The organism is Hominimerdicola aceti (genome assembly GCF_025567495.1).
Lineage (GTDB): Bacteria > Bacillota > Clostridia > Oscillospirales > Ruminococcaceae > Hominimerdicola > Hominimerdicola aceti.
This window is the reverse complement of the sequence record NZ_JAOQJZ010000007.1, coordinates 81,724-94,769: the sequence shown is the minus strand read 5'-3', so window position 1 is coordinate 94,769 and position 13,046 is coordinate 81,724. Positions and strand designations below refer to the sequence as shown.

The 13,046-nt window shown below is 43.3% G+C and carries 14 protein-coding genes; 6 read left to right on the top strand and 8 right to left on the bottom strand.

All coding sequences use genetic code 11. The features are described from left to right. Positions 1-15: 15 nt before the first annotated feature. Positions 16-1,005 (top strand): M48 family metalloprotease, encoded by a 990-nt coding sequence (locus OCV57_RS08235; RefSeq protein ID WP_022287149.1) that lies wholly within the window; start codon positions 16-18, stop codon positions 1,003-1,005. After that, positions 998-2,764 carry a dynamin family protein gene (locus OCV57_RS08230; protein WP_242989576.1) on the top strand — a complete coding sequence of 589 codons (1,767 nt, stop codon included), beginning with the start codon at positions 998-1,000 and terminating at the stop codon, positions 2,762-2,764. The genes OCV57_RS08235 and OCV57_RS08230 overlap by 8 nt, the downstream gene beginning before the upstream one ends. Before the next feature lie 166 nt (positions 2,765-2,930). Here OCV57_RS08230 and OCV57_RS08225 read toward each other — a convergent pair whose 3' ends face one another. The 6 genes from OCV57_RS08225 to yabP form a co-directional block, all read right to left on the bottom strand. Further along, positions 2,931-3,602 carry a hypothetical protein gene (locus tag OCV57_RS08225; protein WP_117877432.1) on the bottom strand — a complete coding sequence of 224 codons (672 nt, stop codon included), beginning with the start codon at positions 3,600-3,602 and terminating at the stop codon, positions 2,931-2,933. 17 nt (positions 3,603-3,619) lie between these two features. Continuing rightward, entirely contained in the window at positions 3,620-3,883 is a 264-nt protein-coding gene (locus tag OCV57_RS08220; RefSeq protein WP_038672732.1) for a DUF4321 domain-containing protein, read from the bottom strand. 32 nt (positions 3,884-3,915) lie between these two features. Further along, entirely contained in the window at positions 3,916-4,470 is a 555-nt protein-coding gene (locus OCV57_RS08215) for a S1 RNA-binding domain-containing protein (RefSeq protein WP_022287145.1), read from the bottom strand. A 66-nt stretch (positions 4,471-4,536) separates the two neighbouring features. Then, the gene (locus tag OCV57_RS08210) at positions 4,537-4,896 is read right to left on the bottom strand and encodes an FtsB family cell division protein (protein ID WP_022287144.1); all 360 of its coding nucleotides are present in this window, start codon (positions 4,894-4,896) and stop codon (positions 4,537-4,539) included. A 113-nt stretch (positions 4,897-5,009) separates the two neighbouring features. Next, positions 5,010-5,459, bottom strand: coding sequence for a spore cortex biosynthesis protein YabQ (gene yabQ / locus OCV57_RS08205; RefSeq protein ID WP_267301116.1), 450 nt, complete (start codon positions 5,457-5,459; stop codon positions 5,010-5,012). A gap of 221 nt (positions 5,460-5,680) precedes the next feature. Beyond that, a complete protein-coding gene (gene yabP, locus OCV57_RS08200; protein WP_022287142.1) occupies positions 5,681-5,953 on the bottom strand; it encodes a sporulation protein YabP in 273 nt (90 codons plus the stop codon). Positions 5,954-6,103: 150 nt separating this feature from the next. Between yabP and OCV57_RS08195 the strand changes: the two genes are divergently transcribed. After that, positions 6,104-7,174 (top strand): SGNH/GDSL hydrolase family protein, encoded by a 1,071-nt coding sequence (locus OCV57_RS08195; protein ID WP_256319742.1) that lies wholly within the window; start codon positions 6,104-6,106, stop codon positions 7,172-7,174. Between the two features lie 146 nt (positions 7,175-7,320). Here the strand turns inward: OCV57_RS08195 and spoVG are convergent, their stop codons facing one another. Next, entirely contained in the window at positions 7,321-7,608 is a 288-nt protein-coding gene (gene spoVG / locus OCV57_RS08190; protein ID WP_117892079.1) for a septation regulator SpoVG, read from the bottom strand. Positions 7,609-7,767: 159 nt separating this feature from the next. Between spoVG and murC the strand changes: the two genes are divergently transcribed. From murC to OCV57_RS08175, 3 genes are all read left to right on the top strand, one after another. Further along, entirely contained in the window at positions 7,768-9,177 is a 1,410-nt protein-coding gene (gene murC / locus OCV57_RS08185; RefSeq protein ID WP_117938257.1) for a UDP-N-acetylmuramate--L-alanine ligase, read from the top strand. Positions 9,178-9,222: 45 nt separating this feature from the next. Then, a complete protein-coding gene (gene lexA / locus OCV57_RS08180) occupies positions 9,223-9,810 on the top strand; it encodes a transcriptional repressor LexA (RefSeq protein WP_022287046.1) in 588 nt (195 codons plus the stop codon). Positions 9,811-9,946: 136 nt separating this feature from the next. Continuing rightward, positions 9,947-10,654: a zinc ribbon domain-containing protein gene (locus OCV57_RS08175; protein ID WP_267301114.1), complete on the top strand. Its 708-nt coding sequence runs from the start codon at positions 9,947-9,949 to the stop codon at positions 10,652-10,654. Positions 10,655-10,849: 195 nt separating this feature from the next. On the opposite strand, the gene OCV57_RS08170 is transcribed toward OCV57_RS08175, so the two are convergent. Then, positions 10,850-12,913, bottom strand: a complete 2,064-nt coding sequence (locus tag OCV57_RS08170) for an LTA synthase family protein (protein ID WP_267301113.1) — start codon at positions 12,911-12,913, stop codon at positions 10,850-10,852. Positions 12,914-13,046: the final 133 nt, after the last annotated feature.

Sequence of the window (13,046 nt, the reverse complement as noted above, 5' to 3'; positions counted from 1 at the left end):
AAGGGAGGACAGGTCATGAGTACAAATACAACGGAAAGGGAAAATCCGCTGCTACAGATTGACACAAGCTTCCGCACATATTTGAACGCTTATACAAGAAGCTATCAGAACCATATAGTTGACGGCGTGCTTGACTATGCTTTTGAGTCCGACTTTGCCGTAAGGCAGAAGATAATGGGACTTGGGGGCTGGGGAAAGCTCGTCAAGGCAGCAGGCTCGCAGGACGTTTCTGCCGAAGCAAAGCACTTGTTTCTTAAGTGCGAGCAGGTTGGCCCGCTGAAATATCCTGATATCTATGACATTGTGAAGAAGTGTGCCGAGCGGCTAGAGCTTGTTGTGCCTATCGTCTTTGTCAGAGGGGATATGGATAAAGCACAGGTCTACTCTGTGGCAAGCGATATCATCGAGCCTTGTATCGTGCTTTCAAAGCAGGTAGTGGAAATGTGCAGCAAGGAGGAGCTTATGTTCCTTATAGGCTGCGAGTGTGGAAGAATACAGAACAATCATTGTGCCTATAATATGGCATTTACATATCTCAATTACAATAAGTATACTTACAGACCAGTTGAAAGGTCATATAAGCAGACTGTGAACAATCAGCTTTATACAGCGCTTGTTCAGTGGGTGAAGTATGCTGATATAACTGCAAACAGAGCAGGCATTATCTGCCTCGATAAGCCGGGAATGTTCATAAGCGTCATAACAGGGCTTTATAACAAGGGCTATATCGACTTCTATGGCAGACAGCAGAAGAATATGGATACCGACGGACTTATCAAAAAGGCTGAGAGCGTCCATGCAGTTTCTTCAAGAAATCTGAAAACAGATAATACTATGAGCGAGCTTGAAAAGCTTGTTGTCGCAGCTACTGAGTTTCTGTATTGCTCAGTTCTTTATGAATGGCGTGGCGACGCAGAGGATTCTGACAGACACCTTGTTTCAGGTCAGATATGTGATGTGCGCAGCAGTATTATAATCGGAAACGGAGGCGTGATAGGTGGATAGTGCTAATATCAATACAGCGGAGCAGAATATTGCACAGGTAAAGACCGCTCTTAAAGCCTTTGTTGAAAATGAAAAGATAGCGAAAATGCTCGGCAAGGATTTTGTCAGCGAAATGAACGATTGGGAAGCTCTTATCGAGAAAAAAAGCGAAGAGCCTTTCACGCTGGTCATACTTGGCGAGTTCAAAAGGGGAAAAAGCACCATTATAAACGCCCTGCTGGGCAAGGAGCTTGCACCTATAAACGTTACACCTGAAACTTATACTATAAACGAGATATCTTTCGGCCATACACAGTATGTGGAAGCTATCCTTGAAAACGGCATGAGAGTGCCACTGTCGCTGGAGGATATCACAAGAGAAAAGCTTGAGCAGAGAATGAAGCTTTTCCCTGCAAAAATAAGCTATGTTCAGATAAAGGACAACGCCCCTATACTCAAAGAGATAAGGATAGTGGATACCCCAGGCCTTTCTGACTTGGAGAGCCTTGACAAACAGGTAATGGATTATATTGTCAATGCCGACGCTATCATGTATGCGGCATCATGCCTGCTGCCTTTTTCTGAAAGCGAGCAGTTGTTTCTTGCAAGCCATGTCCAGCCTCAGCGATTTGGTATGCTCTATATCCTCGTGAATATGATAGACGCAATGAACTCTCAGAAGGACGCTGATAAAATACTAAAGCGTGTGAGAAACATATCCGAGAGGATAGTGCCTAACGCTATCGTATACGGCATAAGCGGTGCAGACGAGCTTAGCCGAAAGCTTGGCAGAGAAAGACCGCTGGACAAGGGTACAAGAGAGTTTTACGAAACTCAGTTTTTCCAGTTCGAGCTGTCTTTGCAGCGTGATATAATCATGCAGAAGGACGTTATACGTTCAAAGCGTGTTCTTACAATGCTTTCGCAGATGTGCGACGAAACAGCCGCAAAGCTTAGACTTATAAGCGATATGGCAGAGCTTGACAAGCAGAAGCTTGCCGACAGAGCAAAAGAGTTTGACGAGCAGTGTGAAAAGCTTTCAAAGGCTCTTGAGGAGAAAAAGCCTGCTTTGCACCTTTCTATTATCGAAATGCAGCAGGAAGCCGAAGCTTGGATGTATGAGTTCTTCTCAAAGTTGAGAGCAAGCATTTTGGATTGCCGTGGAAAAGACGCAGACGGAAACGACCTTTACAGCTCTGAGGATATAGAAAAGCATTTCTATTCGTTCCTTATGGAAAAGGTGGGCGAAGCATATCGAAATTGTATCGAGAGCCATAGAGATAGGATAGCCGAGATAGTGGAAGGTACAGGCAGAGAGCTTGCCTCCGCTCTTGGCATAGACGATCTTTCAAAGGCGGCAAAGGCTCCGTCAGTGGAAATGATAATGACCTCCCTGAACAAGAACGTAACACGTTCTGTTATGGGCGTTCAGCTTTTTGGCACCAGCGAAACCTTTCCTCCTGCCACAATGTCAGTTTTCAGCCTTATCCTTAAAAAGAAAAAGCAGACCGATATAATTGATATCGCTCTTGAAAACTATGACGATATCAGAAATAATATCGTCAAGGATATAAAGACAGTTTATCAGGACCTTGAAACAAAGGCAGCCGCAAGGCTCGACAGCCTTTATCAGTATCAGGTGGAAATGGGTAGAGAAGCCCTCAATCAGGCTCAGCAGCTCATGATGGTTTATGATAATGACGAGATAAGGCAGACCCTTGTGGAAGCAAAGCAAATGCTTGCCGAGCCACAGAGAATACTGGCAGAGAGCAAATTATAACAAAAATAAAAACGTCCCATTAAGTTGGGGCGTTTTTTTGATAATGGTGTAAATATGCTTCTTGACAAAAATAAAACAGGCTGTTTTTGCAGCCTGTTAAGAATATCTAAAAAGTATCAGATCAACAGGCGACCTCAGGTCGCCGCTGCATTTTGTATGCAGTAAATTATTTGTCTTTGTATTGCTCAACATTGTTTTCTATCTTGTCAACAGAGTTTCTTTCTGTTATGTCAACACGATAGTTGTACTGAGCGTTCTTTGTGACAGTGTTTTCAGTGAAGTATTCAAGTTCACCGTCTTTATCGAAAAAATAGGTTGTGGAAAAGCCCTTTGTGCCTATCTCCTCAGCGTCCTTTCCCAGCTTTGAAACGTCATAAACATACGTCACAGTAACAGAGCCGTCATCACCGATAATGTCAGAAACAGACTCAACAGCTTTCGGTGCAAACATCAGCATACCCTCGTCAGCTTGTGGGTGCTTTGCCTTTCTTGTGTACTTTGAAAAGTCCTTGTCGCCCTTTACCAAATGTGAGTATTCTCCGTTATCATAGGTGTAGCTCTCGATTCCGTTGTTATACTGAGCGTATTCCTTTCCACCGTTCTTGCCGTAGTAAGAATAGGTCAGCACATCCTTTTCGTCATACTTGAAAGTGAACTCCTGCTCGATATCACCAGTGTCCTCGTTGGTTATAACGACTTTTGCGGAGTCAAGCGCCGCATAGTCCTCCCTTGCCTGATATACCAATGTGTCATGCTTTAGCTCAGGCGTACCGCAGGAAGTGCATAAAAGGCAGACAGCCACTGTTAAAGCTACTGCTGCTGTTTTTAGAAATCTCATTTTAAAATTTACTCTCCTTAAAGCCCCTTGCAGGTCTTTGAGAACACTATAAGCGCCGCAGCAATAGTGAATATCTGCGAGATAGTTGCATGGACCATAAGACCTATATTGAATTTTATCACATACAGGTCTATAGCAAAGCTTTCAACGCCTACATTTTTTCCCCATGCAAGCCAGCCTACATAATCCTTGCCCTCACAGACGTAAGCTATGAACGCACCAAGTATTATTCCTGCCAGCATGAAAAATATAAACGCAAAAGTCTTTTTGAAATTTTTCATGACTGAATATCCTCTGTTTTATGTATCGGTATCTATTTTCTTCTTGACGGAGATTTTCTCTTGTTGTCAATGACTTTTTTCAGATCAGAAAATCTCTCCTCGCTTGACGCCTTGAACTTGCTGAGCATATCCTCAAAATCAGCGTTTCCTGAATTGCTGTCAGCATTGTACACCGGAGGCGGATTTTTAGCAAAATCCTGTGGCGCTCTGTCTCTGTTGTGATCCCTGTTATAGTCGTTTCTAGGTCTGCCCTGAGAATTGCCTCCCTGACGGTTGAAATTTCTCTGACCACCGTTAGGTCTGCCCTCTCTGCCACCCTGGTGACCGTTCTCTCTTGGCTTTCTCTGTGGCGCAGGCTGAGCCTTCTTGATAGAAAGCGATATCTTTCCGTCGTCGCCTAAATTAAGCACCTTTACCTTGACGGTCTGACCCTCGGTAAGATGATCCTTTATCTCGTTTACGAATGTGTTCGCAACCTCCGAGATGTGGACCATTCCTGTCGTATCCTTGTCAAGCTCCACAAATGCTCCGAATTTTGTGATACCTGTTACTTTTCCTTCATAAATTTTTCCTACTTCAAGCTGCATTTGATTTTTGTGTCCTCTCTGCAATAAAAATTCTGCTATATGAACGGTCAAAAGACCGTGTTTGCCTTAGTCGCTGTTGTTTACAATATAAAATCTGCGCTCATTAGGATAAGCATAGCCCAGCTTTTCAATAGCTATCTTCTCCATATACTCCGCCTCATCGTCAGAACTGAGCAGCCTTGTGTATTCATCATTGAGCTGCTTGGCGGCGGTTATCTTTTTATTTATAGCGTCTGACTCTTTTCTGAGCTGTGCTATCTGCGCCTGCTGTGAGATGATAATCACCCCTGAATAAACAACAAGAGCGGCAACAGCAAAAATAGTCAGAAGCTTAACAAATCTTGATCTTTTCGGCTTTGGATTTTTTTTTGCAGCGTCCTTTTCAGCGTCAGCCGTTTCGGACGTTTTATTTTTAAAACCTAGCATTGCGTACTCCTTTTTTGATTACAAAACCGACCTTTCCATAAGCAATACCCCAATAACTGTCATGAGGCGTTACCTATACTCTTTTCTATTATACACTAATCAAAAGAGAGTTTTCAAGTGCTTTTAGAAGTTTTTTTTCGCAGAGAGGAAATTTTGCACTTTTTCACAAAACAGTCCCTGAAACCGTCTGCTCTTTTGGTAATAAATTTAACCACAGGCGAAAACGTTTTAGCAAATAGTTTTCTGATTATTGAAAAAAGGCTCCTCAGAACGGATACAACAGCGTTTCCTACAGTAAGATGTTCTATCACAGAGCCTGTTAGCATACCCACTAAAACAAACCCTCTTATAGCCCCCGTCAGCCCGGTGCAAAATGTGAAAAGTGCAAAGCCGTAAAGAAATGTGTAAATGATATCCTCAAAAAAGGTGAGTATCTTCCCATGTGGCAAAGCCACCCTGAATACCCTGAAAATATCATATAAAAGCCCCAGCCCGCAGCCCAGAACCACAGACAGCAGAAAAAGCTCCCTTTCAAGCTCTAGCCCCAGTTGCATTTCTTTCATTTATCTTTCCCCTTTCTCCGACCTCTTGCACTGTGCAATGACATTGCATATACTTTTGGCTTAAAAACCGCCCGAATACACACCCCCCACTTGTAGGGGCGAACAGCGTTCGCCCGCCTGTTCGCAGTTTTTTCGGTGAATAGCTATCCAACAAAAATGCGGATATACCGACCGCAATTAGCGGTCAGCCAACGGGTGACCTAAGGTCGCCCTTACATATGTTATCTGAATATCTTCCCTATCGCCGAGAGCTTTTTCTTTCTGTCCTTTTCTCCATAAACCAAAGCCCAGATATCTCCCTCCACGGAAACATCTCCCGATTCAACGCTTATTTCGTTTATGTGCAGGTCTTTGCCTTTTATCGTCAGCTCTCCAAGCTGTGTGAAAAGCCTTATCTCATCCTCGTCAAAGCTGTCAACGTCCGTCACGCCCGAAAGCTGTAAACGCTGTCTGTTTTCAAGAATGGCATTGTGCCTGCCCTGAGTATCATTCATAAAAGCACCCCCTGATATTTTTCTTATCTATGTATATTCGCTCCGTGTAAAAATATTTCTCTGAAAACGTTTTATATCCTTGACAAAAACGCCTTGAAAAGCTAAAATAAACATATGCAAAAAATCATAGTATCGAAAGGATATGAAAAAATGGCAGAGAATAAAAAGCTTATAACAGCAGACAACAGCTTTCTTACTTATATGGGCAGAATAGACTTTTCCGACAAAACACGCCCTGAGTTTTATTACGCAGGCTCAAATGTAAAAATGACTTTCACAGGCACAAGCGTATCCGCCGTGATAAAAAACCATAAGTATTTCAACATTCAGGAGCTTGGCTTTGTTATGGACGGCAAAGAGGGCAAGGTGACTTTCGATAAAAATGACGAGGATATCACCCTTGATATCGCTTGTGACCTTGAAAAAGGCACTCATACCGTCACCCTTTTTAAAAGGCAGGACGCTTCCCATTACTTTGAGTTCGTGGGCTTTGAAATAGACAGCGACGGAGAAGTTCTTGAAAATCCTCCTCTCCCTGCAAGAAAAATAGAGTGCTATGGCGACTCTGTTTCTGCAGGCGCAGTGTGCGAGGCAGTTGACTTTGTTGCAAGCTGTGACCCTGAGGATCATCAGGGAGTATATGATAACGCATGGCATAGCTATGCAATGATAACAGCAAGAAACCTTGGCGCACAGATCCATAATATCGCACAGGGCGGTATCGCAATTTTCGACAACACCGGCTATTATCATGCCCCGAATTATATCGGCATGGAGTCTGTATACAATAAGCTTTGCTATTTCCCAGAGGGCGCAAAGGGCGTAACGCCTTGGGATTTTGAGAATTATACCCCTGACGTTGTGCTTTTTGCAGTGGGTCAGAACGACCCTCATAACGAGGGTCACGAGGATTTCGATATCGCCGACCCTGACTACAGAGCAAAGTGGAAAAATGCCTACAAGAGCATTATCCTTGACCTTAGAAGCAAGTATCCAAACGCAACATTTGTGCTTCTGCTGACAGTTCTCTGCCACGGTGAGGAGTGGGATAAAGCCGTTGACGAGATAGCAAACGAGCTTAATGACCAGAAGATAACACATTTCATGTTCACAAGAACAGGCAAGGCGACCCCCGGTCACCCAAGACTTCCTGAGCAGTATGAAATGGCGGAGGAGCTTACAGCTTATCTCTCAAACATGGGCGATAAAATCTGGGGCTAAAAGCTAAAAGATAGAAATAATAGGGCGAACAGCACTCCCCCTACACTGACTTTAAAAGCATCTGTAGGGGCGAACACTGTTCGCCCGTTTTTTACGCAAACTTATCGTTTCTATGCATCATTATTGCACTTATTATCCTGCTATAGTCAGCTTAAATCCTGCTGTTCCGCCGCCTGCCTGTCAAGCTCCATGCGGTAAGCAGAAAGTATCTCTCCCTCTATCTCCTTGCGAAGCTCGCTGTCGATGGGGTGAACGATATCACGGAAAACCCCGTTGTCATCACGGCGGCTGGGCATAGCCACAAAAAGTCGTTCCTCTCCTTGCACTATCTTGATATCATGTACCGCAAAACTGCCGTCAAAGGTCAGGCTTACAACGGCTCTGAGCTTGCCCTCGTTTATAAATCTTCTGAATTTTACCTCTGTTATAGTCATTTTCATGCGTCCTTTCTTGTGATGTAATGCCTGTAGTAATATTTTTGCCTCTTTTTTTGAAAAATAATCAAAAAAGGGGTTTATTTTTTTTTAGAAATGTTATATAATAAAATAAACATACATTCTGAATTATCTATTATTCTAAGGAGTATTACAAAGATGATAACAAATGAGATCTTGAAAAATATAAAGCACGTTCATTTTATCGGTATAGGCGGCTCTGGTATGTACCCTCTGGTGCAGATATTCCATTCAAAGGGATATTTCATCACAGGCTCAGACAATAACGAAACTGAAACTCTTGAGGCCGTAAGAAAGCTTGGCATCGAAGTCTTTCTCGGTCAGAGAGCCGAGAATATCAAGGGTGCAGACCTTATAATCTATACCGCCGCAATAATGGCAGATAACCCTGAGCTTATCGCCGCAAAGGCAAGCGGTGCGATCTGCTGCGAAAGAGCCGAGATACTTGGCCTTGTCACAAGCTGGTATACGAACGCTCTTTGCGTTTCAGGCACTCACGGAAAGACCACAACTTCTTCCATGCTCACACAGATATTCGTTCAGGAGGGTACTGACCTTTCCTGCGTTATAGGTGGAAAGCTCCCAAGCATAGGCGGCTCAGGCAAGGCAGGCTCATCACAAACTATGGTCTGTGAATCCTGTGAGTTCGAGGATCATTTCCTCAGACTTTTCCCTGACGTTTCAATTATCCTGAACGTTGACGCAGACCACCTTGAGTATTTCAAGAATATCGAAAATATCATAAAGTCTTTCCATAAGTTCGCAACCATGGCTTCAAAAGCCGTTATCTATAATGGCGACGACGCAAATACTCTGAAAGCCGTCGAGGGCGTTGATAAGGAAATGATATCTTTCGGCTGGGATAAGAAAAACGATTATTCCGCCGTTATAAAGTCCAAAAAAGGCTTGCAGACACGCTTTGAGCTTTATTATAAGGGCGAGTTTGTCAGAGAGCTTACTATCCATGTTCCCGGCGACCATAACGTCATGAACGCCCTTGCAGCTATCGCTGCCGCAAGATATTCAGGCGTTTCATGGGAGGGTATCGAAAAGGGACTTGATACTTTCTTTGGCGCAATAAGACGTTTCGAGAAGATAGCCGAGGTCAAGGGCGTTACTATCGTTGACGATTACGCTCACCACCCAAAGGAGATCGAGTGTACACTGAAAGCCGCAAAGGGTCTTGATTTCAACAGAGTGTGGGCAGTTTTCCAGCCTTTCACCTATTCAAGAACAAAGATACTCATGAACGATTTTGTGAAAGCACTTTCTATTGCAGATATTGCCGTTGTAACGGATATCATGGGAAGCCGTGAGAAAAATACCGACGGTGTTTATGCTGAACAGCTTGCAGAGAAGATACCAAATGCAGTTTGGTTCAAGACCGACCATGAGCTTGTTGATAAGCAGACTGCACAGCAGAAGGAATATAACTTCTCACAGTGTATCGACTATATAAAGAAAAACTGCAAGGAGGGCGACCTTGTTATAACTCTTGGCTGCGGAGATGTCTATAAGCTTGCAAAAAGGCTTGCAAAAGAGCTTTAGGTTTAGAAGATAAAGATTTATTGATATAACAGAAAGGACGGAGCTATGAGAAAAGTAACCGAGAACGAGAAAATGGTATTCGAGTTCATAAAGGATCGCATAGAAGAGGGATATCCGCCGACAGTTAGGGAGATTTGTGCGGAGTTTGGCTTTAAGTCTACCTCAACAGCCCATAGATATATAAATAATCTCACCGCAAAAGGCCTTCTTGAAAAGGGAAATAACCAGAACAGAGCCATAAGGCTCACAGGCGGCAACGGCATGAAGATCCCCCTTGTGGGAACTGTCACCGCAGGTATCCCTATCACTGCCATTGAGGAGATAACAGACTATATAAGCTTCCAGCCTGCAAGGCATTACAGCAATCCGCTTTTTGCCCTAAAGGTAAGGGGAGAGTCCATGATAAACGCCGCTATCCTTGACGGAGATATGGTAGTTATAGAGCAGACCCCATATGCAGAAAACGGCGATATAGTCTGCGCGCTTGTTGACAACGAGTCAGCTACCATAAAGACTTTCTATAAAGAGGACGGCCATTACAGACTGCAGCCTGAAAATGACACCATGGATCCTATCATAGTAGACGAAGTAAGCATACTTGGCAAGGTTGTGGGCGTTGTAAGATATCTGTAAATATAGATAAAGAAGATTTGTAGGGGCGAACAGCGTTCGCCCGTGTCATTAAAGAAAACGGGCGGATAGTCCAACATAGATATAGAAAAAACTTCGACAAACAAAACAGTTCTAAGTGTGTAAAGGATTGGTAATAATGAGCAGACATTGTACATTCTGCGGTTCTAAGCTGGAGGACGGAGCTAAGATATGCACCAACTGCGGAAAAATGGTACCTATCGCCTCATCGACCCAAAGACGTGGCGAGCAGGAGTTTATAGACCGTTCAAGGATACAGGGCATACCGAAGCGTGTTTACGAACACCCGAAAAGAGCCGAAGCAGAGGAAAGAATGCGCCGAGAGCAGGAAGCTCGCAGGGTAAAGCGTGTAAGAGAGACAGAGCGAAACAGAGAAATGAGTGCGGCAGACTATAGGCGCACCCCAACTGAACATTCAAGCAGCGGCAAAGAGAATTATGGTAAGGGCAAAAAGATACTAAAGACCTTGCTTAAGATCGCAGTGGTAATATTGGTGATATATTTTGCGATCGCCTTTGTGAGAATATTCAGCGTAAGACATTCCACATACGATTTTGATACCGAAATGAAATTAGCAAGCGAAAATTACGGTGAAGCCGTTGACGCATATTTCAAAGACGGCAAGTGGAAATATAACGTCTTTAAAAATCAGGTGTCCTATGAGGGAACTTCCGAAAGTGGCGACGATTATGTTATGATATTCGGCAAGAATGACGGTCAGACTGTCGTAAGGCAAATGACAAAGAACAGCAAGAAGGTCGCTTCTGACAGCATAATGAACGATGTCATGGGAATGTTCATGTTCGAGAAAAAGGTCACAGGATAAAAAAATAAGCGCATAATTATGTAGTCATTTGTAGTGGCGAACAGTGTTCGCCCGCATTTTGATACGCATTATAAAACGAAACGGACGAAGTAAAAAAAAGCTTCGTCCGTTTATTGTTTTGTAGGGGATCGGCGCAATTTCTGCATTGCAGAAATGCGAAGTCCCACTTTTTTGTTGTTTGTGTTTTTTAACAGCCTAATTTATACTATTGTCACGCTTTTCATCAAACATTCTGTAATACTGCACAGTTTCATATTCGTTCAGCGTGTCCTTGTATTTGTCAGCCACATCGTTTATAGAATACCATTCTCCGTCAGCCGTCTTGTAGCCGTAAGAGCTTATTATCGGAATGTCACAGCGTATCTTGTCAAGCTCCTGTTGATATCTCGACTTTGGGAGTCCAGCCGCTTCCATGACCTCGTTTGAAAGATAGTTAAGGCTTATATCGTCTATCTTCTCCGCTTCAACGCCCTTGTTGCTCCAAATAAGGAAAGGAGTCTGTCGAAGTCTTGAGTAATCCTCCGTTGAAAGCAGAGCCACGTCCTTGCCATAGAGATATTCCGTGAAGTTTATGATATGCGGATAATGGTCGCCGAACATTACGATTATGACCTCTTCCTGCTTGTGTCGGAAATAGTTTATAAGCTCTCCCAACGCCTTGTCAGACTGATAGATAAGATTTAGATATTCCTGTGCCGCAGGGTTGTTGTAGTCCTCAAAGGTTATCTCAGACGGAACAGAACTGAGGTCATCATACGGCGCATGGTTCTGCATGGTCGCTGTCCATACAAAATAAGGCGAGCCTGCGTGTCTTTCATATTGCTCTTCAATATATCTGAAAATGGTTTCATCTGTGATATTTCCGTTGAAATATTGGATATCGCTCATTCTGTCCTGACAATTGTATATCCTGTCTTTGAATTGAAGCTGTTCATAGGCGTTGCCTATATCCCATAGTCCCTCAGAGCAAGGCGAGATAGCCTGCGTTGTGTAGCCAAGCTCGTTTAGCCAGCTTACAAGACCGTTTTGTTTGTCGTTGAGATATTGGGTGAATACCGCACTTCCAGACGGCAAAAAGCCAAGAGTGTTGCCGGTGAGAAATTCATACTCAGAGTTGCAGGAATAACCGCCATATGCCGAAACGGAAACATATCCGCTTATGCTTTCCTCCTGCAATTTGTGATAGTTGGGCAGATAGTCTTTGTTAGTCTTGAACTGAGCGATATGCTCAAAGTCTGCAAAGGATTCGTTCATGATAGCAATGATAGCAGGCTTTTTGTCAGCCTTTTGTACCTCATACTGAGTTATGATATCCTCAGCCTTTTGAGTGGAGTAGCCATCAGGCTTCGTCACACGGTTAAACATTCCGTCAAAGCAGAACATAAGGTCATAGCCTACGCACCTGTATGTGTCTGCATTTTCCGCACCTGAAAAGTTCAGCCTGATGTATCTGTTCTTTATACCAAGGTCATAGGCAAACCTGCCACCATATACGAATACGAAACACCCTGCGATAACAGCTACACCCGATATTATCCTGCTGCGTATTTTTATCTTCCTTACTTTTGTCGTCACCGTTACAGCGATAATAAGAATAAGATCACAAAGCACAAACATCACGTTGCTGTCTAAAAACAGTGAGTACATTCCGTTTATCTCACTGACTGACTTTATGTTGGCAAGGTCGGCAAACTGAACAGGATTCCCCCTGAACTCGGTGACATAATACTGTGCCAAAGCATATATGACAAATATGACGTTCACTCCGCAAAACCAGGCGTGTGGCTTCGGGAATATCACCGCACCTATAAGATATAAAAGCCAGCAGAGCAATATTCCAAGGAGAATGTAAAGCACATTGCTCTTTGGGAAATATGACCCCATTACAAAATCCGGAAGAAAATAAGAATTTAGTCCAAGCATAAAAGCCGCCGTGAAAGGGTCGATGCAGCCTTTTGTTTCACTCTTTTTCAGCTTCTTTTGCATTGAGAAAAATTCCGCAATAATAAATATCAGTGCCAGCTCAACAGCACAAGCCCCTATAAGCGCATAATTTCGCTCTTTCGGCAGGAAGTTGTCCTTGTCCATGTATATGCCCAACAAAGCACAAATGACTCCTACCATTATAACTGCCACTATGGCACTTATAAATCGTAATGTTTGCATTCCGTCAGGCGACGCAAACCATGCTCCTATTTTTTTCAGCAAGCCTTTTTTATCCTTTGCCTGCTGTGTTTGAATGTTTTGTTGTTTTTCCATTACAATATACTCTTTTCTGTTGATTTACACGCATTTTACAATACCTATTCATTATAGCATAGCTATCAGCAAATTACAACAGCTAAAATCAACGAATATTTTCCTGCTTGATGTCAGGTGTTCACAATTAATT